The 24,975-nt window shown below is 56.5% G+C and carries 24 protein-coding genes and 2 pseudogenes; 16 read left to right on the plus strand and 10 right to left on the minus strand.

Annotated features, from left to right (window positions below):
- Nucleotides 1-24: 24 nt before the first annotated feature.
- From AABA34_RS15610 to AABA34_RS15620, 3 genes are all read left to right on the plus strand, one after another.
- A complete protein-coding gene (locus tag AABA34_RS15610) occupies nt 25-168 on the plus strand; it encodes a hypothetical protein (RefSeq protein WP_338303288.1) in 144 nt (47 codons plus the stop codon).
- A gap of 26 nt (nt 169-194) precedes the next feature.
- The gene (locus AABA34_RS15615; RefSeq protein ID WP_338303289.1) at nt 195-1,280 is read left to right on the plus strand and encodes an IS5 family transposase; all 1,086 of its coding nucleotides are present in this window, start codon (nt 195-197) and stop codon (nt 1,278-1,280) included.
- A gap of 510 nt (nt 1,281-1,790) precedes the next feature.
- The gene (locus AABA34_RS15620; protein ID WP_338303290.1) at nt 1,791-2,483 is read left to right on the plus strand and encodes a hypothetical protein; all 693 of its coding nucleotides are present in this window, start codon (nt 1,791-1,793) and stop codon (nt 2,481-2,483) included.
- A gap of 213 nt (nt 2,484-2,696) precedes the next feature.
- Here the strand turns inward: AABA34_RS15620 and AABA34_RS15625 are convergent.
- Nucleotides 2,697-3,835 (minus strand): IS3 family transposase gene (locus AABA34_RS15625; protein WP_338303291.1). Its coding sequence is split into 2 segments (ribosomal slippage): nt 2,697-3,610 and nt 3,610-3,835, totalling 1,140 coding nucleotides; the frame shifts between segments, so codons are not numbered across the junction.
- Nucleotides 3,836-3,900: 65 nt separating this feature from the next.
- On the opposite strand from AABA34_RS15625, the gene AABA34_RS15630 reads away from it, so the two are divergent.
- The 3 genes and pseudogenes from AABA34_RS15630 (at nt 3,901) to AABA34_RS15640 (ending at nt 7,642) form a co-directional block, all read left to right on the plus strand.
- A complete protein-coding gene (locus AABA34_RS15630; protein WP_338303292.1) occupies nt 3,901-4,173 on the plus strand; it encodes a GNAT family N-acetyltransferase in 273 nt (90 codons plus the stop codon).
- A 241-nt stretch (nt 4,174-4,414) separates the two neighbouring features.
- Nucleotides 4,415-6,760 carry an EAL domain-containing protein gene (locus AABA34_RS15635; protein ID WP_338303293.1) on the plus strand — a complete coding sequence of 782 codons (2,346 nt, stop codon included), beginning with the start codon at nt 4,415-4,417 and terminating at the stop codon, nt 6,758-6,760.
- Nucleotides 6,761-6,860: 100 nt separating this feature from the next.
- Nucleotides 6,861-7,642: pseudogene (locus AABA34_RS15640) on the plus strand (IS5 family transposase).
- An 812-nt stretch (nt 7,643-8,454) separates the two neighbouring features.
- Here the strand turns inward: AABA34_RS15640 and AABA34_RS15645 are convergent.
- The 5 genes from AABA34_RS15645 to AABA34_RS15665 form a co-directional block, all read right to left on the minus strand.
- A complete protein-coding gene (locus tag AABA34_RS15645) occupies nt 8,455-8,817 on the minus strand; it encodes a hypothetical protein (RefSeq protein ID WP_338303294.1) in 363 nt (120 codons plus the stop codon).
- Between the two features lie 95 nt (nt 8,818-8,912).
- Nucleotides 8,913-9,503 carry a JAB domain-containing protein gene (locus tag AABA34_RS15650; RefSeq protein ID WP_338303295.1) on the minus strand — a complete coding sequence of 197 codons (591 nt, stop codon included), beginning with the start codon at nt 9,501-9,503 and terminating at the stop codon, nt 8,913-8,915.
- Nucleotides 9,491-9,931 carry a hypothetical protein gene (locus tag AABA34_RS15655; RefSeq protein WP_338303296.1) on the minus strand — a complete coding sequence of 147 codons (441 nt, stop codon included), beginning with the start codon at nt 9,929-9,931 and terminating at the stop codon, nt 9,491-9,493. Before AABA34_RS15655 ends, AABA34_RS15650 begins: the two co-directional genes overlap by 13 nt.
- 38 nt (nt 9,932-9,969) lie before the next feature.
- Entirely contained in the window at nt 9,970-10,302 is a 333-nt protein-coding gene (locus AABA34_RS15660; protein WP_338303297.1) for a hypothetical protein, read from the minus strand.
- Between the two features lie 38 nt (nt 10,303-10,340).
- Entirely contained in the window at nt 10,341-10,844 is a 504-nt protein-coding gene (locus AABA34_RS15665; protein ID WP_338303298.1) for a LuxR C-terminal-related transcriptional regulator, read from the minus strand.
- A 673-nt stretch (nt 10,845-11,517) separates the two neighbouring features.
- Between AABA34_RS15665 and AABA34_RS15670 the strand changes: the two genes are divergently transcribed.
- The 6 genes from AABA34_RS15670 to AABA34_RS15695 all read left to right on the plus strand — a co-directional run bounded on the left by AABA34_RS15670 (nt 11,518) and on the right by AABA34_RS15695 (nt 17,691).
- On the plus strand, nt 11,518-11,991 hold the full coding sequence (locus AABA34_RS15670) for a MarR family winged helix-turn-helix transcriptional regulator (protein WP_338303299.1): 474 nt from the start codon (nt 11,518-11,520) through the stop codon (nt 11,989-11,991).
- 388 nt (nt 11,992-12,379) lie between these two features.
- A complete protein-coding gene (locus AABA34_RS15675; RefSeq protein ID WP_338303300.1) occupies nt 12,380-13,927 on the plus strand; it encodes a hypothetical protein in 1,548 nt (515 codons plus the stop codon).
- Nucleotides 13,928-14,281: 354 nt separating this feature from the next.
- The gene (gene cas7e, locus AABA34_RS15680; RefSeq protein ID WP_338303301.1) at nt 14,282-15,406 is read left to right on the plus strand and encodes a type I-E CRISPR-associated protein Cas7/Cse4/CasC; all 1,125 of its coding nucleotides are present in this window, start codon (nt 14,282-14,284) and stop codon (nt 15,404-15,406) included.
- A gap of 6 nt (nt 15,407-15,412) precedes the next feature.
- On the plus strand, nt 15,413-16,135 hold the full coding sequence (gene cas5e, locus AABA34_RS16455; protein WP_445083742.1) for a type I-E CRISPR-associated protein Cas5/CasD: 723 nt from the start codon (nt 15,413-15,415) through the stop codon (nt 16,133-16,135).
- The gene (locus AABA34_RS15690) at nt 16,132-16,905 is read left to right on the plus strand and encodes a type I-E CRISPR-associated protein Cas6/Cse3/CasE (RefSeq protein ID WP_338303303.1); all 774 of its coding nucleotides are present in this window, start codon (nt 16,132-16,134) and stop codon (nt 16,903-16,905) included. The genes cas5e and AABA34_RS15690 overlap by 4 nt, the downstream gene beginning before the upstream one ends.
- 207 nt (nt 16,906-17,112) lie before the next feature.
- Nucleotides 17,113-17,691, plus strand: coding sequence for a response regulator transcription factor (locus AABA34_RS15695; protein WP_338303304.1), 579 nt, complete (start codon nt 17,113-17,115; stop codon nt 17,689-17,691).
- Between the two features lie 457 nt (nt 17,692-18,148).
- Here the strand turns inward: AABA34_RS15695 and AABA34_RS15700 are convergent, their stop codons facing one another.
- On the minus strand, nt 18,149-18,751 hold the full coding sequence (locus tag AABA34_RS15700) for a LuxR C-terminal-related transcriptional regulator (protein WP_338303305.1): 603 nt from the start codon (nt 18,749-18,751) through the stop codon (nt 18,149-18,151).
- 330 nt (nt 18,752-19,081) lie between these two features.
- Nucleotides 19,082-19,312 carry a hypothetical protein gene (locus AABA34_RS15705; RefSeq protein WP_338303306.1) on the minus strand — a complete coding sequence of 77 codons (231 nt, stop codon included), beginning with the start codon at nt 19,310-19,312 and terminating at the stop codon, nt 19,082-19,084.
- Nucleotides 19,313-19,720: 408 nt separating this feature from the next.
- On the opposite strand from AABA34_RS15705, the gene AABA34_RS15710 reads away from it, so the two are divergent.
- The 3 genes and pseudogenes from AABA34_RS15710 to AABA34_RS15720 all read left to right on the plus strand — a co-directional run bounded on the left by AABA34_RS15710 (nt 19,721) and on the right by AABA34_RS15720 (nt 22,395).
- Nucleotides 19,721-20,953, plus strand: a complete 1,233-nt coding sequence (locus AABA34_RS15710) for a GGDEF domain-containing protein (protein ID WP_338303307.1) — start codon at nt 19,721-19,723, stop codon at nt 20,951-20,953.
- Nucleotides 20,892-21,673: pseudogene (locus AABA34_RS15715) on the plus strand (IS5 family transposase). Before AABA34_RS15710 ends, AABA34_RS15715 begins: the two are co-directional and overlap by 62 nt.
- A gap of 356 nt (nt 21,674-22,029) precedes the next feature.
- Entirely contained in the window at nt 22,030-22,395 is a 366-nt protein-coding gene (locus AABA34_RS15720) for a hypothetical protein (RefSeq protein WP_338303308.1), read from the plus strand.
- Between the two features lie 116 nt (nt 22,396-22,511).
- Here AABA34_RS15720 and AABA34_RS15725 read toward each other — a convergent pair whose 3' ends face one another.
- Entirely contained in the window at nt 22,512-23,231 is a 720-nt protein-coding gene (locus AABA34_RS15725; protein WP_338303309.1) for a helix-turn-helix transcriptional regulator, read from the minus strand.
- A gap of 447 nt (nt 23,232-23,678) precedes the next feature.
- On the minus strand, nt 23,679-23,924 hold the full coding sequence (locus AABA34_RS16460; RefSeq protein WP_445083743.1) for an integrase core domain-containing protein: 246 nt from the start codon (nt 23,922-23,924) through the stop codon (nt 23,679-23,681).
- Between the two features lie 404 nt (nt 23,925-24,328).
- Between AABA34_RS16460 and AABA34_RS15730 the strand changes: the two genes are divergently transcribed.
- Complete coding sequence (locus tag AABA34_RS15730) at nt 24,329-24,964, plus strand: S24 family peptidase (protein ID WP_338303310.1); 636 nt, start codon at nt 24,329-24,331, stop codon at nt 24,962-24,964.
- The last annotated feature ends 11 nt before the right edge of the window (nt 24,965-24,975 follow it).

Here is a 24,975-nt window from a genome sequence, read left to right on the forward strand (position 1 = left end):
GGGCACACCAAGGAGTAAAGTAGAATGCTTCATAACAATGTGATCGAACAAAAAACTGGGTTTAGGGCGCTCGATATTGCTGAAATGGAGGCTGTGGCCGGAGGTGAACTCGGCGGGCCGGGAGGAGAGCTGGACACCCGCAATAACCCCTCGCATTTCCCGTACTGATGTGATTCAGCGTCGGCGAGGAGATAATGCTGATGCAACCATCGAGCCTGTTTTCACTTTCGGAGCACCTGGAGCGACTGAGCCGGGATGGCGATCCACTTGAGGTTTTGGCAGACGCAGTGGACTTCGAGCGTTTCCGCTCCTTGCTGGTAGAGGGGCTGGGATACAGCGATGGTGCGAAGGGCGGCAGGCCGCCGTTCGATCCAGTTTCGATGTTCAAAGTGCTGGTGGTGCAGGCGCAGCACAACCTTTCCGACGCCCGCATGGAGTTCATGATCCGCGACCGGCTTTCGTGGATGCGCTTCTTCGGCTTCGATCTGGGCGGCACGATGCCCGATGAGAACACCATCCGTCACTACCGCAACCGACTGACGACAAGCGGCACGTTCGAAGCGCTGATGCAGGCTTTCGAGCAGCAACTGCGCGAACGCGGCTATCTCGCTATGGGCGGGCAGATCGTGGACGCCACGCTGGTGCCGGCTCCCAAGCAGCGCAATACCGAGGACGAGAAGGCCGCGGTGAAGGCGGGCAGGTCAGCAAAGCAGATCTGGCCAGGCAAGCCGAACAAGGCGCACCAGAAGGATGTCGATGCCCGTTGGACGGTCAAGGTCGGAGGCAAGGTCCGGTACCGCGCCGATGGGACGCCTCTTCCGCAGATCGCCACGCCGGTGTTCGGCTACAAGAGCCATATCAGCATTGATCGACGCTTCGGCTTTATCCGAAAGGGCAAGGTGACCTCGGCGGCGCATAGCGACGGGCGGGAACTGCGCCATGTGATCGATCCGGACAACACGGCTAGCGATGTCTGGGCTGACAGCGCCTATCGCAGCCGAAAGAACGAGACGTGGCTGTCACGGCATATGTTCAAAAGTCGCATCCATCGCCGCAAGCCCAAGGGCAAGCCGATGCCCGAGCAGACATCACGCGCAAATGCCGCCAAGTCAGCGGTCCGCGCCCGCGTCGAGCATGTCTTTGCCCATCAGAAGGGGCGATACGGGCTCTTCATCCGCACCATCGGTTTGGCCCGCGCCCAGGCCAAGCTCACCCTCGCGAACCTGGTCTACAACTTCGACCGCCTGATCTTCCATGAACGACAAGCCGCCACCGGATAGGTGCGTCTGGAAGGCACACGCGAGGCAGAAAATGGCCAGAAGGCAACCGGAAAACTCCCATAATCAGGCGCTCAGGCAGCCACTCTGCTTGCTCAATCTATTATCCCACCGTTTGCGCCGAAAACATGTGGTTGTTGCGGGTGTCCAGCTCCATAAGGATGCCCTACCATCACAGCTGCAAGAGCAAGAGCTAGATGGGCCAAGTAGTTGGATGTTTGGGCTCGTGCCGACGGGCGGCGCAATTGTCGCAGTCGGATGGGTCGACAACCAACCGGGTGGTGCCTACATTGATCAAAATACTGGCTATTTTGTAGACGCCGATGGACAGGTCTGGCGAGATTTTGAGGCTTGTGTCCAGTCAGGCACACAGGACATCCAAGATGAACGAGCGTCGATTGGTAACAATCTGCTCGGGCCTGTAGGTCAAATCATCGACTTGATTGGGGGTGGGTTCGGATACGAATACCCTGAACAAACTGAGAATCAAGATCGAACAAAGGCTGCGAATCATTGCGCGAACGGATAAACATCGTAGTCGTTCTGGGCGGCCTCTGGGCCGCCCAGATTGGAATCCCATCACACGCGAATGATTTGCCATCGTATGAGATTGAGATCGACAGATCTGCCTCAACATTCCGCTTTGCTGGCGTCATTACTGCAAATTCTGTAAAGGAGTTCCAAAGTCAAACTTTGAGACAGGAGGACGAAATTAGGCGGGCTAAGCCTTGGCTGTTGATTGACTCACCAGGTGGTGAGGCCGATGCGCTGATTACATTGTCGAATTTCGTCGACTCCAAATTTGCTGGTGTTATTGTTCCAAGGCGTTGCTACTCGGCCTGCGCGGAACTCCTAATTACTATTGAGAAACCTGTTCTTATCGCGGAAACTGCATCTGTAAAGTACCACATCAACCCCGTTTTGGCGCGTGAACTTGTAGCAGACGCGGGGCTTGATGTTCCTGATTGCATTCTGCATCGTGCAGAATGGTACGAAAGAAACTTCTCAGCCTCGCTAAGTGCGGTAGAATGGAGCGCGATAATCAGGAATGCGCTAGAATTTCGAGAAAACGAACCCCGCACTGAACAGGGCGAGCATGGTTGTCCGAACTATGTGTTTCAATCGAAAGGGCGTTTTCTAAATCTTACACCTCAGTATCTAGCAGCAATGACAAATGGGCGAATTCAAGTCCTAGGCACGCCATGACCCACCTTTATTTTCTTGGAGCGATACTGTTGGCCCTTGGATTCAGCGCACTTTCTTACTTCTGCCTACTACTCGCCAAAAGGGAGAAAGAGATCCCGTGGGGTTATTGGTTAGCCAGCATAATGTTGGGGGTCTACGCTCTTGGCATGTTAATTGGTGCGGCTCGTTTCATCCTCGTATATTGACAGTTTACAGTGAATAGCCCCGAGTTTTCTAGACACCCTCGGTGCTCATCATCTGCTGCCGTTCGAACTCTACGGGCGACAGCATCCCGTTCCTCACGTGCTTGCGTATCGGTTTATAGAACATCTCGATGTAATCGAACACATCCTGCCTGGCCTCGTCGCGTGAGCGATAGGTCCGCCGCCGGATACGTTCGCGCTTGAGCAGGTTGAAGAAGCTTTCAGCGACGGCATTGTCATGGCAGTTGCCACGCCGGCTCATCGAGTGCTCCAGGTTGTGGACCTTCAGGAACGAGGCCCAGTCCATACTGGTGAACTGCGATCCCTGGTCCGAGTGGATCAGCACGGTGTTCGTCGGCTTCCTGCGCCACACCGCCATCAGCAATGCCTGCAGGACCAGATCGGTGGTCTGGCGGCTGTGCATCGACCAGCCCACCACGCGGCGGGAGTAGAGCTCGATCACCACCGCCAGATAGGCAAAGCCCTCCAGCGTCCTGATGTAGGTGATGTCGGTCACCCATGCCTTGTCGGGCGCTGCAACATCGAACTGGCGGGCCAGCGTGTTGTCGACCACCTTGGACGGCTTCCCACCGTGGCGGCCCGGCCTGCGCTTGTAGCCGATCCTCGCCTTGATGCCCGCCAGGCTGGCAAGGCGAGCCACCCGGTTCGGACAGCAGGTCTCGCCCTGATCGAGCAGGTCGTCGTGCAACTTGCGATAGCCATAGACCTTGCCGCTCTCTTCCCACGCATGCCGGATCATCTCGGTCTGGCGAACATCTTCCTTCGCCCGTCTGCTCAGCGGGTTCTTCAACCAGGCGTAGAAGCCGCTGGGCTGGATGCGAAGACACCGGCACATCGCACGCACCGGGAACAGCGTGCGATGCTCGGCCACGAACGCGTATCTCACTTTGCATCCCTGGCGAAATACGCGGTGGCTTTTTTTGGAATGTCGCGCTCCTCGGTTACCCGCTGCAGCTCGCGCTTCAACTGCCGGATCTCGGAATCCTTCGCCCCATCCTCCGGCCGCTGTGCGAACTGCCGTTTCCATGCGTAGAGCGAATGCTGGCTCACTCCGAGCCGCTCCGAAACCTCCGCTACCCGGTAGCCCCACTCGGTGATCTGCGCCACCGCATCGCGTTTGAACTCATCACTGAAATTAGCCTGTCCCATCGTCGCCTCCTGTCCTCAAAATTAGGAAAGAAAGCGTCCACAAATCTAGCGGCTATTCACAGATCATGGCCTCAAAGCGAGGGGTTTTTGCGGGTGTCCAGCTGGCGACTGATGAGAAATGGCGAGGACAGAGCATCGGCACCGGTCTGCTCAAGCATGCCTTGCAGCGGTGCGTCGAGGGCGCATCACTGATTGGGGGCAGGCCGCTGATCGTGAAAGCGGTTGATGACGAAGCGGCAGGTTTCTGGCGCAGGCGAGGGTTTCTGCCCTCGAAGGATGATCCCATGGTGCTCTCGCGCTCCATTCTCGACATCGCCGCCTCACTCGAAGCGAGTTAAGCAAGAAGCAGACGGCGGGGTGCAGCTAGACTCTCTGTCGAATGCAGCCAGTGAAACCCATAATTCCATCAAACGCGAGGGGTTCTGGCGGGCGCCGAGCTCTTTAAAATTCGTGAGCGACCGTCTACGGATGCAGTCGTTCCCCAATGAAACATAGCCAGAGTTAAGCTCAAATTTACCATTCCGCCCCAAGTGTGGTGCAATCAGTCCTTCAGTACGCCAGCCGAGAAGCAAAAGTGTAATGAGACCTTCGAGCTTCTTTGAAGCCTTGCTCAAACTACCTGTATCAGCGGCAAAGGCGGTGACTTGCGCGCTGAGGCGTGCACCGTGGCGAAGCCGGGACGATCGCAACAAGACCGCCGTTGCTGTTTGGGCGATCGTGATTGCTCTGTTTGCGGGCGCTATCGAACTGGCCTTGCCCGCAGAAGATGCTTTTCGCGCTGTCCGTGCCCAGATCCGAATGCATCCGGCAGATCAGCAAGTGGTTGTCGTGGCCGTGGACGATGCCTCACTCAACGTCTTGGGCGCAGACCAGCCACCCCGGGACCAGGATGCAAGGCTGATCGAGAGACTGCTGGACCATGGAGCTAAGCGAATCTTTTTTGACCGCGCTTATGCCGACCCCACAGATCCCGTTGCAGACCAGAAGCTGCGATCGGTGCTCGAGCGCCACAAGGGGCGCATTTTCTTCGGCGCCTTTACCGATATTGAGCAAAGCGATGGCAGCCTTGCTCACATTCTGCCTCACCCGCGCTTCAGAGATGCGGTAGAGATTGTATCGATCGAGGGCGAGAAGGGGCCATTCGGACTCTCGGTCAGATTCCCTACGCACGCGATGATCCTGGGCAAAGAGCATCGATCAATGTCTGCGGAGCTCGCACGACTTGAGCATGGCAGAGGCCAGTACAGGCCGGACTTCGCGATTGATTACCAGACCATCCCGACCATCAATTATATTGATGCCCTGTCTGATGATGCAGATAGCGGCATTTTTGCCGGAAGAGACGTTGTGGTGGCGCCTTCCAGCCGAACCTCGGCCGACTTTCATCCTATGCCTTTTCGTGGCTACGTCCCGGGCGTTTACTTCCATGTGATTGGCGCCGAGACACTCAAGCGCGGGATGCCGATCGATCTGGGATGGCTGCCGCCGCTCGCGCTGGTCGCGCTTGTGATGATCTGGCAAGCAGGCCGATCCCGGCCCTCCTGGCTCCTGCTAATCGGCACTTGCGCCGGCCTGATCATCATTCCTCTGGGTCTGGATCATGTGAATGTGAATGTTGACGTCATGCCGGCAGCACTGTGCCTCGCGATCGCACAGACGCGGCTACACCGGATCGCTGCGCGCAATTTTCATGGATCAACAGGCCTGCGCCGGATCAAGGCAATGCAGTCCAAGCGCCTTTCGCCTGATGAGGACGTTTATGCCCTCAAGATCCGGAACTTTGCGGCCATGTCCGCGCTTCTCTCACCAGAGGAAATAGAAGAACTCTTGTCGAGAATTCTGTCTGTCATGAAGGTTCTCGAACCAGATAGCGAGATTGCGTTCCACAAGGACACGCTGGTGTGGACTCGTCCGAAACTATCTGCCCAAGAAGTTCGCGGGCATATCGAGGGCATTCATGCCGTCCTGCGCAAAGGCGTCAGTGTCGGCGACAACAGACCCGATCTTGCAACATCCATCGGGGTGGACATCAGCTATGATGTGCCCATCCGCGAGCGAAGCGAGAACGCAATACAATGTGCCGAAAATGCCTCGCTTCAGAGCATCCTGTTTGTCATCGGCGACCGGAACAAGGGCGGGGCCGACAGATGGCAACTCCAGATCCTGTCCGAAATGGAAACCGCAATTCATAACGAGGAGGTTGAGCTGCTCTATCAACCCAAGGTTGATCTGCGCACCCGCACCATAGTTGGAGCCGAAGCCTTGTTGCGGTGGCATCATAAATTGCGAGGGCAAATCAATATTGAGGAATTGATGGCGCTCGCCGAATCCCACCAAAGAACTGATCAGGTAACCCGATGGGTCCTTGGAAGAGCTTTGAGTGACGCGAACAAGGCCATTGGTGTATGTCCGCTCTTCAAGGTCGCCGTCAATGTGTCTGTGCTCGATCTGCAGGATCCGATCTTCCCTCCCATGGTCGAGCAGCTGATCGCCGCCCACCGTGTGCCGGCACGCAATCTCGTTCTTGAAGTTACCGAGACATTCAGAAGCAGTGAGATGGGTCTTGTTGCAGATTCCATCACACAATTGAGAAGGATGGGCGTCGAGATATCGATCGATGATTTCGGGGTTGGCGTGTCCAATTTCGAACGCTTGTCTCATATCTCTTTTGATGAAGTGAAGATCGATCGCAGCTTCGTCATGGACATGGAGACGGATGAAGAGAAGCGCATTATCGTCAAGTCAGCGATTTCGCTCGCCCGCTCGCTGAACAAGCGAGTTGTAGCGGAAGGTGTAGAAACAAGGCCGATGATGGAACTGCTTGCGCGCATGGAATGCGATCAAGCCCAGGGATTTCTTTTTTCGAGGCCTGTCACGATGACTAAGATTATCGAGGCACTCCAGACAGAAGCTGAGGCGGCCTAAAACCACTTGCGTTTTATTTACCTCATGTTAGGCCGTGTTGACAAAAGGGATTCCCAAACGCCCCATGTTCTGATTCAAGACTGCTTTTTGAGGAGCAGTCATGGGTCGCGGGGATTTGTCGGATGCGGAATGGGAACTGATCGGGCCGCTACTTCCGCCTGAGCGGGGTCGCTGGGCGCGGCCAGCTGGCGATAATCGACGCTTCCTCAACGGCATGCTCCATGTGTTGCGGGTCGGCTGTCCCTGGCGCGACATGCACGAGCGGTATGGCAAGTGGAACTCGGTCTATGTCCGGTTCCGGCGCTGGGCCGGACAAGGTGTCTGGGATGCACTCCTGCAAACGCTGGTCGATCTGGGACTGACCGACGATTGGCAGCACATGATCGACAGCACCAGTGTTCGCGGCCATGTCTCGGCGGCGGGCGGAAAAGGGGGGCTTGTGCGAACGCTCTTGGTCGATCGCGCGGCGGCTTTACGAGCAAGATCCACGCCCGCTGCGACAATCAGGGACTGCCTCTCGGCTTCATCCTGACCGGTGGCGAAGCCTCCGACTACACTGCAGCCGAGCCGCTCATGGAGATCCCCATCGCCACGCCCAAGGCGCTGCTGGCGGACAAGGGATACGACGGTAATCGCTTCCGGGAAAGCCTGCTGATCCGGGGCATCCTGCCGATCATCCCGCCCCGCTCGAACCGCAAGGTGCCCGAGCACCCCGACTATCGCCGCTACAAGGACCGCAACCGCATCGAGCGCATGTTCGGCAAGCTCAAGCAGCAGCGTCGCATCGCCACCCGTTACGACAAGACCATCCTATCGTTCGAAAGCTTCCTCAACCTCGCCGCCGCCCGCCTATGGCTGAAGTCTTTTGTCAACACGGCCTAACCATATGATTCTTCGTTTCAAGAAGGGGAAGACTCATGTGGAAATGGTTTCGCGATCTGTTCGGAGGCCGGTAAGCCTTAGCTGAAAAAGATCATTGCACAGAAGCCCCGGCTCCCCCGGGGCTTCTTCTTTTTGAGCGATGGTATGATGTGGCTTGCCGGTCCCGAGGCAGGGCAGCGATGCTACCTTGATGATTGTTGCAACATGATCGGCAGTCAGGAGTTTCGCTCGGCAACGAGGTGCTATGCCCCCAGAGCCAGAGCCGGAGCCAGAGCCAGAGCCATATCGCGACGAACTGCGCCCTACCGATTGTTCTCATTTTCAACCCCATGCAGCCGAAACAGCCCCAAGAGGTCCCCGCCTCTTCCTTCTTGCCCTGAAAGCTGAACCCACCCAGGCCGACGAGGCGGTGTCTGCCTTTGCCTACCTTGCGCCAGAAGGACCGCCAGCGATATCGTTTCACCAGCCGGACACCGACGTCATAGGCGGAAGCCCTTGTTGCCGGCTCGTCCAAAATTCAGGTGGTCGAGGATGATGGAATGCTTCAGACGCGTTATCGCGCAAAGATCTTGAGGCTATGCTTTGGCCATCCGTGCCGACCTCGCGACAGCACAAATCCTTAAGCTGCACTGGCGATACAATAGTATACTATCCCGCGACTTACTCTAGGCGAAGTCCCAAGAGGCGACATGGGAGCGGCACGGCGGTTAGGCAAAAAGCAGACCGCTGTTGCACGATCCAAGGTTGATCCCGTTCCTGCTCTCCGCTGGACTTCCCCGGCGATGCCATCGTTCTTCTTGGCAGAGCGACCCTTACGCGTGGGCCGCAAGAACGCGCTTGAGCGCGAGTCGGCCATAGTCGGTAAGCTGGAGCGCCACCTGCGCTGGCAGCATTACGCCGTGTACCCTTGAAACCAGATTGGCCTGGATCAAAGCGGCAATATATCTCACCGCAGTCGCCTCGGAGAGGTGCCATCGCTTGAAGCCTGTCGACAGGCCAATCACAAACCCTTGATGCTCGCAAATGAACAGATCGAGCAGAATGCACCAAGCCGCATCGGCGAAGAGTTCGGGGGGCAGTTCCCTCCGGCGTGCCGCGCGTCGCTCGAGCTCGCGAATGGCAACCGATAAGAGGCGAAGATCATTGAGAGTGTCCTCTGCATCGAGATCAACCACTCTAAGCGCGGCTCCGCTCGGTCGCGCCGAAGCCTTGTTCTCGGCGAGTTGGTAGAGCGCTTCAGCGTGCAATTCATCTCGGGGTTCAGAACTGCTCAAAACAGCCCCCGTGACTTCATGCTGGTCACCTCATGAGCTCCCACGACAAGATGGTCCATCAAGACGAGCCCAAGGTCGACCGCTTGCCTCGCAAGCGTCCGCGTGCTCTCGATATCGAGCAAGCTCGGTTCGGCACTTCCTGACGGATGATTATGAATCAACAGGATGCCTCTGGCATCAAGGCTCAGGGCCATGCGAAAGACCAGACGCGGGGAAAGGAGGACGGTTGCTCGCGACCCTTCCGCTATGGTCTCCTCGGCGATAACGGCCCCTTGTGAATCAGCGAAGATCGCCACGAGGCGCTCTTCGGGCAGTTTCCGCATGGTCGTTAGCAACCGCGCTGATAATGCATGCTGATCACGTCCCTCCCATACGCTGGCGCTCCCGTCCAGAGAAACGGATTGGAGCAACTGCCTCACAGCAATGAGTGCATCGGCCCAATTCTCGTCAGCCATCGCTGCGTCACGCAGTTCTGCAACCGGAGCCTGCGCAAGTCTCCTCAAAGACCCGAAGCGGGACAGAAGACGTGCTGCAATCTGATCGGGCTTGGATTCAAGCGGTGCCAGAAGTCGGCTCAGGCGGAACAAGTCATCGCCTTCGCTCGTTGACTGTGGAGGAATGTCCCAAAGCCCGTGATCCCGACCGCGATCCAGACTGGCCACCGCTCCATGATCGCATAGACGATAGGTTCTAGCGGCACATCCGCCATCCGCAACAGATGGGGCATGACGGCGATGAATTGCACCGAACCTACCCATAGTGTCCACCATCGATCATAAGACAAGGCCACGATAACAACGCCGGCAAGGGCAAGAAGGTCGAGCAAGAAACGGAAGCCGTGCAAGTCGGAATAGTCTGCGTCGGCGTCCGCACCGCCAAGCAATGCGTAGCAGGTCGATGCGAGGAGCATCGTTGCATAAATGCTGGCGACAAGGCGCTCTGGCTTGCCACCAATACGCCAGGCGGCGATGAAGACGACCAATATGAGAGTGCTTTGAACAAGAAATCTTGCCATAGCCTCGCTTGATGCCGCTTCATCGCCAGTCTGGCAAGTCAGGCTGCTTTGAGCGAGTCCGGTTCGATCTCATTTTTTGGGGGGCAATATGGGCTCTCTGTAGCGCCCATCTCGCGCCCTATATCGAGCAGTTGACCGTGAACGCGAAGCGCTTCACCGCGTGCCTCGATGAGGCCCGACATGAGCTTGCTAAGGTGAAGCATGGTCGATTGAGCCCTGACCGCAGGGGCAAGATGAGCGAACTCGCGCTGAGCAAGCGCTGCGGAATGCATCAAGGATGTTGCTGAAACCAGCGCGTCATCAATGGCGGTTTCCGAGGCGGACATTTCACGGACCAGACGGGCCGTGGCTGCATCAAGGGTAAGGGACATGGTTTCTCCTTTGGTCTGCGTAAACCGGGAGGAGACCCCTAAAACAAGGACATGAGCGCGCTCGCGAATGCCACTGAGAGGACTGCAACAACCATCATGGCCACCGCTCCCCCGAGAATGCACAGCAATTTGCCTGCCACGCCCAGGTCCGAGGGTCTTAATCCCGGACGCAACCGGATCAGATCACTACCCCAATTTTGCTGCAAGTCACTGGAAAGACTATCGGCAAAGGTCAGGGTGGGATCCGCTGGCTGCATGGCAGTCATTGCCTGCTTACCGCGCTGGATAGCCAGTATGATTGGGTCATCTATGGCTCGATCATGCATGTCGATCCATTGCGAATAGAGCCGGAGCAATTCGGTCCGCGCGATATTGCCTAGCCGGGCGCGAACAACGTCGATGCGCTTGTCGATGGTGACTGGGGCAAGGCCGAGCTCAATTGCGATCTGCTTAGACGTCATATGCGTAGCAGCAAGAGCCAAAGTCTCGTGTTGCCTGGCTGTCAAAGAGTCGAAAACGGCAAAAGCATCCTGAGTCGACATCGCGCTATACTACGCGCGAAGAACTTCACCTGCAAACGGCGATTATTCTGTTCCTGACTCGTCCCTGATTGCTCGAAGCTTGTCCAAGGCAGAAGAAATGTCGATTGCCGCAAAGACAAAGCCGTGCTCGTCACACTCGTGCAGCACCGCTTCGGCCATTGCTATAGCTCTGTCTATCGGGGCTTGATGCATCAAGCTCTCCCGGTTCTCCATCGTCCTCACCTAATCTCCCAGCCTTTTGAGCAATTTCCCGAACTTGATACAAAAGCAGAAGGCGGCGCAGTTCCCTACGGCGCTTTTTGCACCCGAAACGCAAGTGTTTTCGGCGGACGGTCCCAAATCGTTACAGTGCCCCGATCTCCCCCGCGGGCAACCCGACCCGGACAAACACCATCCAAAAATCCTTTCCAACCGCGCAACCCCCTGAATTTCGGAGGATGAATCCGCGATTAAGCGAGGCCTGCCGATTTCTATCCCCAAGAAACATTGGCGACGCACTTTGTGACCGTGAAAACAGAAACCAGAAGGTACTCAACAAGGTTCTACGTAAAAATACGAATACGCAGCGAATCGCTGATTCGTTACGAGAGAGGGAACCGGAAGCGGGTCAATATCGTTTTTCCACTGATGTCCACGCATGGACGGAACGGAGGTCCTCTTGGCAAGCAAAGTGATGAAGCAGAACAATTTCCCTCGACGCTTCTTGACCGATGCAGAAGATCCTAGCCAACAACGACAATTGGTAGACAAGATTGAGGCGCTAACGGCGGAGTTGCGCACCTTGTCTGGTAATAACTCGAGGAGATTGCCGACCAAGGAGGCGTTTGTCGCCACTGCAAGTCAAATCTACGCTGCCCGAAGAGAGGTGGACAAGGTCTTCGGAATGGAAGGATTTGCTACGAGCCCTGCGTGGGACATTCTGCTCGATCTCTATGTGGCTGCCGATTCCAACAGGGAAATATCCATCACCAGCGCCTGCATCGGAGCTGCATGCCCTCCTACTACTGGCCTCAGGTGGATTCAGGTTCTTGAGTCCATGCATCTTCTGACGCGGGAGCAGGACAGTGAAGATCGTCGGCGCGTAATTGTCGAAATCACAGAGGGTGCAAAAGTAAAGGTCGCCCGGGCTCTGTCAGCCTTTATGTAGCGAGACGAGAAGAATCGGTTTGGTTTGCCTCGCCATGATCCTGTGGTCCGGGTCTGCGCCCTGCCCTCGGTGAGCTTTGGCGCCCCGATACATTGCCGGACGCAGTTGGCTTTTTCTCTTGGCGCTCTATCGTCGGCATTGGGTGCGCGCTGGAAACGAAAAGCGGATTGGTTCTGGCATATACAGTGGGCCGTTCCCGTTTCGTCTCGAGACTTGCAATCCGGCAACTCAAAGGGGTGATGTGGCAACGCGCACCCGACGCCTACGCCGATCGGACAGCTGATACCTTACCGGACGACATCGGTTGGCCTTGCCTCTTGCGAGATTGGCATCCCATCCCCCCGCCCCGCACCCTTGACACGTCTGTGAACTGACGAAAAACAAGGGAATGCACAATCTGCTGCTGGAGCCGACTTTCACAGTGCGGCAGGGATTAAAGGTCACCCTTCCCGGCTTGCTTGCATTACTGGCATCCGATGAAATCGACGACCTGACTGCCTTGAGGCCCCACCAGATGCCGGCATGGCATATGTTCATTGTCCAGCTGGCAGCTCTGGCAATGGACAGAGCTGCCGAAATCACATTGCCTCAGAATGAAGCTCGATGGCGCAACTTGCTGAGCAACCTAACCGCGGATACCGGGAACGATGCCGCCTGGACACTTGTCGTACCAGACCTTAGCAGTCCGGCTTTCCTGCAACCCCCGTGTCAGCCGGATGTGGTCTGGACGCAGCAGGTTTCCGCACCGGACTCACTCGATGTGCTGATCTTGGCGAAGAACCACGACCTGAAACAGAGCCAGATGCGTTTGGCAGAGGCGGAGGACTGGGTCTTTGCGCTTGTTGCCATGCAGACCGGTGAGGGGTTCGGTGGCAAAAAGAACTACGGGATCGCGAGGATGAATGGCGGGTCCTCCTCCCGGCCGATGTTATCCCGAGTTCCCGTAAAGTCAGAGACTGACGCCAGACTGAGACCAGGTGCCTGGTTTTGTCGTGACGTTGCTATTGCCTTGAGACATCGCAATCGGGTCCTTGCGGACAACCAATTTGGATATATGTCCAACGGCGACATCGGATTGGTCTGGACAGTGCCGTGGGTCGAGAATGAGCAACTGTCACTTGCCCAGCTTGACCCGCTTTTCATCGAGGTCTGCCGGCGAGTCCGGCTTATGCAACAAGACCACGGCATAGTCGCAAAGACTGGCATCTCATCCTTACCCAGAATTGCGGCATCTGAGTTCAAAGGTAACCTGGGCGACATATGGGCCCCCATCCACAGGCGCGACCTAAAGTCACTTACCTTGAACGAAGGAGAGTTCGACTACCGCAGAATGGTTGACCTGCTGGTGGGGCCGGATTGGCATTTGCCTGAATCGGCTCAAAGGCGGGAGGACGATCGGCATTGCGCAATTCTGGCGGCAGCGCTTGCTCGCAGCCAAGGTCGGACAAGCGGCTACAAGGAACGGGTAATCCCGTTGCCGGACGATATGGCTGTGCTGATTGATACTGAACCGCAGATTGTACAAAGCTCAGCGCGGATCCTGCTGGATGCAAGCCATGAAGTTAATAAAGCCCTGCGGGTGGCGATAGCCTTGGCAGTGGCGAATGGTGACAAGCAGGCGATCTCCTCAGGAGACTTCCGGTTTGCTGACAGCTGCTCCGACCAGTTGGACAAAACAGTGGACCGTATGTTCTTTCAATGGTTGTGGCCCTTGGCCCGTGCCAAGGCTGCGCGGGAGGTCGAGCAGGAGAAGGAACTTTTGGCGAGGCAAGTGACGTTCCTTGTGAGGGAAGCCACCAGCCTTCTCAAGATTGCGCTACCGACCGTGCCTTGCAGCTCAGCAAAGCGAAGAGAGGCGGAAAGGAGTGCCGAACGGTTTCTGCAAAGGCAAATTGAGGAACATTTTGGGTCCTTGATTACGCTCAAGGCCCACTAACGCGCCAGTGCCCCCGGTTTGCAAACGAGTTTCTCGATCTCTGAAATCCGAACAGGAGGCAACCACATTTCAAATCACCCTGGAGCAATTGCACCCGGCCCCTCAGGCTTTCCGGATCGAGCGCACAACCGCGAGCCTTGCCCCTGTATGGAGCCAAGACTTCGGCTCTCGAAAGCCGGCGCAATGAAGACCAAGCGAAGCTAGCGGCAAAATCCACCTTCCGGTCCACAGTCAAGCATTTGCTTGCGTTGACTGCAGCGGAAAATTCCCGTTCCTTCGGAGCCAATAAACGCCTTGCTTGGCTTTGCCAGATTATCGTCATCAGCCACAAGGCCCTGAGACCGGACCGCAATCATGACTGATCCCCGTTTCCTGCAAATTCATACGTTGCACAGCTACACCGCGGCTTTGCTCAATCGCGACGAAGCCGGGCAAGCAAAGCGTTTGGTTTACGGCGGGACCCCGCGGACCCGCATATCGTCGCAATGTCTCAAGCGCCATTGGCGGATGGCGGAACATGATCCTCACGCGCTCCAAAAATTGTCCGGCTATGTAGAGAGCTTTCGTTCAAGAGATCTAGTGACTCAACTTGTGAGTGGTCCATTGCGAGCGAGGTTTGAGCAAGAGATTGTCGATGCGATCGAAGCCGGATTTCAGCGGTTCATTTATGGCCCAAGAGGAGATCAAGGCAGGAAATCGCGAGCTCCGCTGCTGCTTGGACAACCCGAATTGGCGTGGCTAGCCAGAAACGCCGAAGAGATCGCCAATAAATGCAAAAGCCCCAAAGCTGCAAAACAGTCAGTGGAGGCTCTGATCAAGACTGCGAATTTCAAGGTGATGGCTGAAAGCGCAGCCCTGCCAGGGGGCCTGACCGCCGCGCTCTTCGGGCGGATGGTCACCGCGGACGTCGAAGCCAACATCGAGGCACCCATCTATGTCGCTCACGCATTTTCGGTACACGAGGTAGAGGTCGAAGGAGATTTCTTCTCTGCCGTCGACGATCTCGCGCTGCCTCCTTCGGTCAGGAATGCGGACACCCTCCAGCAAACCGAAATCGGGAACGGTCTGTTTTATGGCTACGTTGTGATCGATGTGCCGGGTCTGATCAGGAACTGCGCAGGCGATCGGACGCTCGCAGGTAGCGTGGTGAGAAGCCTCATCCATTTGATCGCGGAAGTCTCACCAGGAGCTAAGAAGGGGTCGACCGCTCCGTTCGGCCGTGCTGATCTTGTGCTCTTGGAAGCGGGAGATCGACAACCGCGCTCTTTGGCTACAGCCTATCGAGCGGCGATACCGCACTGTCCAGAGATCGCGATCGGCAAGCTTGCCGAAGAACTACGGATGCAAGACGAGGCATACGCAACGAACGAAGAAAGGGCACATCTGTCGATCCGGACACCTTTGCCTGAAATCACTCGATATTCCATCAGTGCGCTGGCTGATTGGGGGGCAGGAATGGTTTCCAAGGTAGAGGCGTGAGCTGATATGCCAAACAGGTCGTGGTTACATCTGTTGTTCGAAGGACCGCTCCTTGCATTCGGAGGGGTGCGTGTTGATCAATTTGGTCCCACACGTGATTTTCCTGCAGCCTCGATGCTGGTGGGACTAATTGGCAATGCCCTTGGTTGGGAAAGGGCGGATAGCGAGGCTCATCAGTGCCTGCAAAGCAGGCTGGTTTTCGGCGCACGACGTGAGAGGGAATTTGTTGGAAGTCTCTTGGTAGATTTCCAGAATGCCAAGCTCGGACGATATGAAAGAGGTTGGACAACTTCTGGCGCGCCAGTCGGCCGCGCTGGCGCCAGTTACAAGTCGGTCCACCGCAGGGAACGGCATTATCATATGGATCTGGCCCTCAGGATTGTGCTTCGCCTTGAGCCGCAAGAGGGTGATCCGAGTATCGAGGAGATCGCCAAGGCTATCGAGCGCCCCGCCCGGCCCCTGTACATTGGTCGCAAGCCATGCTTGCCGACCGGCCAGATCATGCAAGGCTGGGTCACGGGCAAGGATGCATTTTCGGCACTGGTGGCTGCCGCTCCGATTGAGAAACCGCTTCGCGCAGTTTGGCCAGAAGGTAGCGGTCCCGGGACCGAGCCCATCGCCGATCAGACAATCCGATTGACGGACGTAAGGAACTGGTCAACCGGGATCCACGCGGGCAGCCGGAACGTCGTTGAAGGCTGGGTCCATCCAAGCAGGCCGCGCCCATGAGCGACCTCCGAATGGTCAGGCAGGTTATAGCGCTCGATCGCCTGCGCGAGTTGAGCCGGATTCACGGTTTATGGCCCGATGAAGGGCGTCTGCTTCATCACGCGCTAAGCGAATGCTTTGGTAAGCGAACCATCCAACCCTTTAGACTATTGCCAGGGAGGAACGGCAGCAACCTGGCAACTCTGTACGGCTATTGCAGTAGATCGGAGGAAGAGCTCAAGAGCATCAGCGCCAAGGTTGCGCCGCCGGAGTTTCACGAGCTATTTTCGCCGGCAACACTTCAGCTCAAGTCGATGCCACGGGAATGGATAATAGGCCAGCGCCTGGCCTTCGATTTGAGGGTGGTTCCGGTCCGCAGGTTAATGAGGCCAATTCTGCCATGGCCGGATCAAGCCGCGAGGTCCAAACCCTATGCCAAGGGGGCTGAGTTGGATGTCTATCTGGTCGATGCCATGAGGAAATGGCCCTCAGGCATTCCCCAAGGGGTGGAGCGGGCTCAGCTGCGGCAGGACCTTTATCTTGCATGGCTGGCCGAACGCCTCCGGCCGGCAGCCGAGCTGGTTCCTGAAGCTTCAAGAGTTGCTAGCAGCCGCCGCATTACGCTGCGCAGAGGCAAGAGCCGACAGGACCGCCCGGAGGCGATCATCCACGGTGAGTTGTTGGTGACGGACAGTCAGGCTTTCATCGAGATGTTGACCAGAGGCGTCGGAAGACACGCAGCCTATGGTTTCGGAATGCTGCTGCTTAGGCCGCCACACACGGCGGTTTGAGGCCAGACATTCCCGCACTTTCTGTCCGGCTTTGACTCTCAAGAGATCGGTATTGAACCGGACCATGGTCGAGACGAGCATGTGCTAATAGGGGCGAATCGCGATCGACCACTGATAGTCACCCGTGGCATTGCGGCCCACTCTGCCGAGGAGGAGTGTCAGTCGTTGATTTGCACAATTTTAGCAGGAGGTTGAGTGGCCAAGAGAATGATCCATCTCGTAGCAGCGGATCCATCGATAGCTCGCAAGGTTCAACGCAAGTTGAATGAGGCTGGCTTTGGCTGCAAGATTCACCGATCTGTTGAAGCAGCAGCTAACAGCGCGGCACCAGGGCTTGTGCTCGTCGAGGACCAAGGCGATCTTGTAGAGACCATGTTCGCTGCTATGCGCGAGTTTGGCCGGTTTCATTGCATAGTCGCCTTTGCGGCCCAATGTTGCGCACATCGGGTTATTGACGTCACCCGATTAGGAGCCACGGACTATCTCCAGGTTCCAATCGACGTGGACCTCATGAGAGCCAGGCTCCAACTGGCTATCGATTTGGGGATTTTGCAAGCGAAAGAGCAGACTGAGTCGGCCTTGGCTCAGAAGTTGGTTGCGAAACTGTCACCCAGAGAGCGAGAAGTATTGGACCAGTTCATTCCCGGGCGGACCAACCGGGAAGTGGCCAAGATTCTCAAGATCAGTCACAGAACGGTCGAAATTCACAAAGGCCACATAACCAAGAAGTTTGCAGTCAAGCGCTTCTCCGCTGCCGTGCGAATTGGTCTTCAAGCGATCGGTTAGGGTGTCTGGCGCTCCTGTTTGTATTGGTCAGGCTATGCTTTGAGCAAGGACACGCAGCATCGAGCACAGGATCTGCAGACTTGCAATTTCAGGCCCTTATCGTATGCCAGCGACCTCCCGCTGTTGCGGGAATAGGCCCTAAAGATGCATGAAAAGGTCTGGTCTCCCCCTCATCGGCGGGGATAGGCCTCAATACCAAGGCAAACTTGCCATTCCCCATATGCATGGGGCAAATCAAACCGCTGCTATGATGGCACCTTTTCATCTTTTAGCAGATATTCTCTGAGCCGGTTCTGCTCGGCCGGCTCTGGCGCACTTGGGACTTGCATTGTCTGCGCCGATTGCTTCGGACTTTTGGCGCGAGCTGGCAAAACAGCATGTTCCGGAATGTTAGTCAGCGCTGCGAGCATTCCTGATCGGCAACACAACTCGTATGGTATGCAGTCTGTGAAAGGCTTCAGCCGCCGGGTTCGTATGGGCTCAGTGGTGGGTGTTTGAAGTTGGACGTGGCGCCATCGACGTGGCTGTGCTGAAGGGCAAACTTAAGCTCAGGCAGCTGCTGCTCGGTTTCAAGCCTGAGGGTCCGCATCGCTGCATTCAGATGAACTTCTACGGTCCTTTGAGCAAGCCCGAGTTGCCGGCCAATCATTCGCGGGGTGAGTCCATCAGCAGCCAAGACCACGATTTCGTATTGGCGTGTCGAAAGGTTCCCGATCGCGATTCGCGCTTTCTCAAATTGCAAGCGCCGCAAACTTCGTTTCCTGCCTTCCGAATAGGCGAGCAATGCCCGCTCGTTAAGAGTCACGTCAGTGGGGAACAAGAAGTAATCGATCGCCCCGCGCCGCAAGGCTGACACAACCCTCCATGGGTCATGCGGCTTGCCGTATGCGCAAAAGGGAACAAAGGTCATGGCCTTCAGCATCGCACGATCCAGAGCATCAATCGCTCCGGGCCCGTCATAGACCAGAATGAGGTCGGTTCCGTTCAATGCTCGAGCAGCTTGTTCGTTTGATCCGGCGGGGTAGGCATCGAACAGGTGAGGATCCAGTGCATCACCCAATCGCATTGCACGCCTTCGGTGCTCATCGATTATACGAACTATCAGTCTCGGGACAGGTCGGCGCGGCATTTTCGCTCCATTCTTCTTACGCCCAAGTCACTGTCTCACTGCTATTGCTTGGTCAAGGGATCGAGAGGCAGTTCGACAGACTGGGTAGCATGTGGCGCGAAGTTCAACTTTCCGGTTAAGTGATGTTTGCCCTCGCTCGAGACTTCATCCCCGCCATTTGGAAACGCAACCTCGCGCGGCATGAAGACAGGACAAAAAAACGGCCTCTCGCATGAGAGGCCGTTTTGTACCGCAGACTAAGCTGAAAAGGTCGAGCCGGGGTCAGGGGCTCGTGGGCAAGTCGTCGTTGCTGTCGTCTGCGATAACAACGATACCAGCGATAACCGCAGCTGCCGCAAAAAGGGCGATGATGATGCTGCTGCCACCGGTCAGTTCGCTCTCGCCTTCCACGGGTGCCGCGGACCGAGAGAACTGCGACCCTTCAACGGCAGACGCAGCCACAGGCGAAAGAGCCAGAGATACTGCGCCAAGGGCAAGAACAAGTTTCTTCATAATAAGCTCCTGTGGTTCGATTAGCTGCTTAATACGTAGTCAGCGCCGAGTCAACCGAATTTGTGCATTGCGATACGATCAGCGACCTTGACGCGATCCGTTATCACCAAGGTTGTGGGTGCAAGTCGGATCGAGGTGTCGCTTTGTGCCGCTTGAACCATGGCTCGCCGAACCCGGTCTTGTCGCCTCGCCAGCAGACCAGCCACCGTGATGGTCGAAGGTGGCCGCTCTGCACTGCTCGACCGAGCCCGAGCCCAAGTCCGAGCACAAGTCCGAGCACAAGTCCGAGCAAAGCCTTATGCCCACAATGGGCCCGATCAAAGAAAATACGATGACGATGACCACACACTCAACTATGCTCGGGAATGCTTGGCGTACGCGAATTAGCTTGGAGTTTGGTTTAGATCTATGAGCACCCCAATCACCCAAATGATCTGGCCGGCCATCGCCGCAATGTTTGCTGCAATTTTCGTGACCCTATGGTATGCTGAAAGAACCAGGCTGCATCTTCTCAGCTTTGCACTTGGTTTTCTTGCGTTGGCGATCGCGATGGCGATTCACATTGCTTTCCCGGCATTGTCGCCAGCGCAAATTACGCCAATACTGCATTTCCTTGCCTGCCTTAGCGTCATCGCGATTGTCTGGGGAGCAGCAAACAGGGTCGGACAAAGGATCCCGCTAGTCGCAATGGCTGGCATAACGGTTGTTTCCTGCGTTCTTTTGTGGGCTTCGATGGAGGCCGACGTCAAGGCTGCGGCGCTCATCGTACAGAATGGAGCAACATCCATCCTCTTCGGGATCGGTGCGATCGCTCTTTGGTATGCCATTCCGGCAGGTCTCCTGGACAAGATTTTGATCTGGCTCATGGGGCTACAGGCCGCCTTGGGGCTGGCACGGCCAGCCCTCGTACTCCTCGCAGAGGGCGAGTTGGATCGAGTTATGGAGAGGGCCTCCTCTTTCAGCGCTGTTCTGCTCATAGGTCTCACGCTGCTCACCGCAGCTCTGGGCCTCACTTTGATTGCATTGGCGATTGTTGAGGGCATTGAAATCAAGAACAAGCGGAGCAAAATCGATCCGGTTTCAGCCTTTTATGATCGCACAACATTCGAGGCTTTGGCGGAGACGACATTCAATCGGGCCGGTCGATTGGGTTTGCCGTCGACGCTGATCCTGTTGGCCATTGATCGGTTCGATGCAATTAAGCAGGATTGGGGGGAAGAGGCTTCGGACATGGTGCTCAGGGCCATTAGTGATTGTGTCCGGCAATGTCAGCGAGATGGAGACTTGATTGGACGAACAGCCGAGGATCAGATCGGCATATTGCTGGTTGGGACTGCCTCACGGCCAGCTCTAAAGCTGGTCGACGACCTTCGTGCGGAAGTCGACCGTGTTTGCAACAGCTACATAAAGGGTGCTGCACGACTCACCCTCAGTGCAGGCATTGCGGAGAGTGGCAAAGCCACCTCCTATCAGGTCATTTCCAGAGAAGCAGAGCGTTCGCTCTCGCTAGGCCGTGTTGACAAAAGGGATTCCCAAACGCCCCATGTTCTGATTCAAGACTGCTTTTTGAGGAGCAGTCATGGGTCGCGGGGATTTGTCGGATGCGGAATGGGAACTGATCGGGCCGCTACTTCCGCCTGAGCGGGGTCGCTGGGCGCGGCCAGCTGGCGATAATCGACGCTTCCTCAACGGCATGCTCCATGTGTTGCGGGTCGGCTGTCCCTGGCGCGACATGCACGAGCGGTATGGCAAGTGGAACTCGGTCTATGTCCGGTTCCGGCGCTGGGCCGAACAAGGTGTCTGGGATGCACTCCTGCAAACGCTGGTCGATCTGGGACTGACCGACGATTGGCAGCACATGATCGACAGCACCAGTGTTCGCGGCCATGTCTCGGCGGCGGGCGGAAAAGGGGGGCTTGTGCGAACGCTCTTGGTCGATCGCGCGGCGGCTTTACGAGCAAGATCCACGCCCGCTGCGACAATCAGGGACTGCCTCTCGGCTTCATCCTGACCGGTGGCGAAGCCTCCGACTACACTGCAGCCGAGCCGCTCATGGAGATCCCCATCGCCACGCCCAAGGCGCTGCTGGCGGACAAGGGATACGACGGTAATCGCTTCCGGGAAAGCCTGCTGATCCGGGGCATCCTGCCGATCATCCCGCCCCGCTCGAACCGCAAGGTGCCCGAGCACCCCGACTATCGCCGCTACAAGGACCGCAACCGCATCGAGCGCATGTTCGGCAAGCTCAAGCAGCAGCGTCGCATCGCCACCCGTTACGACAAGACCATCCTATCGTTCGAAAGCTTCCTCAACCTCGCCGCCGCCCGCCTATGGCTGAAGTCTTTTGTCAACACGGCCTAGCAAGACAAACAGGGCCTAACGGTCTCTTCTTGAACGGCACCGAGTATTCTGGGGCCAGTGTCTCAGACCTGCCAGAGGTCCGTCTATCTTCCTTCGGATGATTGGCAGAGGCTGGCTCGCCATTTTGCCCGATTTGCCAGAGTCCCATAGCGGTTCTTGTCATCGAGGAGTGGGTCTTCTCCACTCGGGGATCAGGTCCTAAGCGGTTGGCCCATGTCATGCCTTGTGCATGACTTACGCAGCGCAACAACGTCAAAAAGCCGCTATGTCCTGCATTCGCGTTACTTTCCCAAGCCTACCCTCCGTGCCATAGACCTTTAGTGTTCACGATAAGTTTGTGAATTGGGGGTGTGCTTATGGCCAGACTGGAAAGCCTGTATGCCGACGGGTTGGATCCGCAGCTCGAACAAGCTGAGAAGATATTCGCGCAGCGCCAAGCCCGTGCATTCTTGCTTGATCCCCGTCTACTCGGAGAGCCCGCATGGGATCTGCTTCTTTGCAGCTTTATTTCGCATAGAAAAGGCGAACCTTTCGACCTGGAAACCACAGCCCGCACTCTTGGCCTGTCAAACGAAACCGCGCTCAGATGGGCGTGCATTTTAGAAGATCGGGAACTCTTCATGCGAAGCGGCACCCGCTTCACCATTAGCACGAAAGCGGAAAGCAAGCTGGGTATCTTGTTCAGAGCCCAAATCAATGAATTGGCCCATCACCAAGAGTAATCAGCTAGCGTCAATGCAAACCGTCGGCGGTGATCTTCTAACTTCAGAATACTGACGTATGCATATATTCTAGCCGGCATTACGTCCCGAGGGTTTCGCAGTTGCGGCCGATCTGGCTAGTTTACAAATCCGCGTTTAACACCCTCAACCGCGGCAGAGACGCGATCGCTGACACCCATCTTTTCGAAAATTCGGCGTACATAGGTTCCCACAGAGGTCGATTTGATGCCGAGTATCAGCGCGATCTCGGCATTGGTTTTACCCTTCGCCATCCAGTCGAGCACCTCGTTCTCGCGCCGGGAAAGATGAGTGTCTTCAGCTTGCGAGCCGAAATGACGAACCATGCGCATATGGAAAATCGATGCTGCGGTTTCCAGGTCATCGAGAAGGGCGTCACGTTCCCCGTCCAGTGTCTGCGGGAAAGCGAAGGTAACAACGCCGTTGACTGTAAATGGGCCGAAAACCGGAACCATAAACTGATCTTGCACTCCCCGCGCGCGGGCCTCGGACATGATCTCGTCGGTCATCTTCGGCTCCAGCGCTGCAAATGTGTCAAGAAAATCCGAGAGCACGATCGGCTTTCCATTCTTGACCAGAAACGTGTTGCACCGGCCAAGCGCGGCAGCGTGCTCGGGCGGCAACATATGCCGGGAGAACTTTTGAGCGCCAAGAAAATAGATATGGGGGGGAGTCTTCTCAAAGGAGTCGAACAGGTCAGACACTTGATAAGTCAAAGCGTTTGCCCCGTGATGCGCAGCGAGAGACACGAGCCAGCGAACGAGCGCTACCGGCTCGTGGCCCGCCTGGCCTATCTCGTTCATGTCTTCGGCGAACAAGACCAAAGTTCATTTCCTCGCGTTGCACAAAGCTAGCGGTTTTACACCAGATCCCCATTTAACGGATGCTAACATTCTCAATTCGGAAACAATTTATATACTGGGTAAATAGATTGTTATCGGGTCAAGAATTCACAGCGGGAGGATTTTTTCTCTCACAATATCATAATTTTAGAGCACCAAGGGCCATCAATCCGGGTGGTCATCGACTGACAGTTCGAATGTTCTCATGGAAGCGGGCATTCTGGGGAAACAGCCAGCGGCAAGCGAGTTTCATGCAAGCGCCCGGTTATCGCCAAACCCGTCACCTCTGGCTTAGGGCCTGCGAAAGCTGTGGATCGGTCATGCGCTGCCGCCCAAGGGAGAACAGCTTGGGCCAACAGTTTTGATCTTTGTAAGCCGCCACCCGTTTCGGCAGCAATCTGCTCGTCGTCTTCCAGCATTTCGTCATCGCGGCGGACAATGTGCCGCCAGCGAAGATGAGCGCTTTCCACGGTCTGTGGCCGATCGCGCGCTTGGTCGCATCTCTTTGTAGACTCCACGCAAAGCCCCGCATTTTCGGACCGCATCGTCGAGGCCTAGAAACTCCCGGGTATCCAGGCATTCCGCCAGACACTTGCCGTTGAAGGACTCGATAAGAGCTATGTGCGCCGGCTCGTATGGCCCCGAGAAGTCAGTCGTCACTCCATTCATGGAGGCTCACTGGTCCGGTTTGCGCGAGATGCGCTTCCCTGATCAACCTCGATCGAGTTCAGCCAAAGCACCTGCGTCCGGTAAGAAGAAGAGCAAACCAGCCTTAGACATGGCCCTCGCTCCCCGTTTCAACCAGAAAGGCCTCAACCCTGTCGATAGTCCTTCTACGCGGCCTGCGACCAGCTCGGAGATCAAGCACAAAGCGCGGATCACCAACTGCGCGGCGCCCGAACCGCGTTGCCGACATGTGCGATTCCGTGAGATGACGCTCAATGCGATCCAGCAATTTCATGGCCTTTCTCGACTCACTCCGCTCTTGTGTTCATGTTTTGTTCTTATTAGGAAGGTTCCATCGAGTCTAGGAGATTTCCTTCTCTCCTGAGACCGTCAGAAGGAACGACACGATGGAACATGTCAGAGAGGAGCTCGATCGCCTGATCCAGCAGCGACGGCTCGGATATTCCTCGATCTCGCGGATGATCGGACGAAACTCGTCCTATATTCAGCAGTTCATCAAGCGTGGTTCGCCGCGAAAGCTGGATGACGATGACCGGCGTACGCTTGCCAGCTTCTTCGGGGTCGACGAGCAAGTGCTTGGCGGACCGCCTGCACCCATGCGTGATGGGTTGATCGAAATTCCCGTGCTCAATGTCGATGCGTCGGCAGGTTTCGGAGCGATTGCCGAAAGCGAGACCGCCCATACCCGCTTCGGTTTCGACGAACGCTGGCTTGCCACGCTCACCAGAGCAAAGAGTGCCAGCCTTTCGATCATCCATGTCCTGGGCGACTCCATGGAGCCGACACTCAGCGATGGCGACGAAGTGCTGGTCGATGCGTCGGACCAGGGCTCGCGGCTACGCGACGGCATCTACGTCCTGCGCGCCGACGATGCGCTGGTCGTCAAGCGCGTGACACTCAAGCCAGGTGGCCGCAAGATCACCATCAGCAGCGATAATTCGGCCTATCCGAGTTGGGACGACGTCGACAGATCGGAAATCCAGGTCGTCGGTAGGGTCATCTGGTTCGGGCGGGCTATCTGAGATCGGTTGCC

This window comes from Erythrobacter sp. Dej080120_24 (assembly GCF_036322605.1).
Classification (GTDB): Bacteria; Pseudomonadota; Alphaproteobacteria; order Sphingomonadales; family Sphingomonadaceae; genus Erythrobacter; species Erythrobacter aurantius.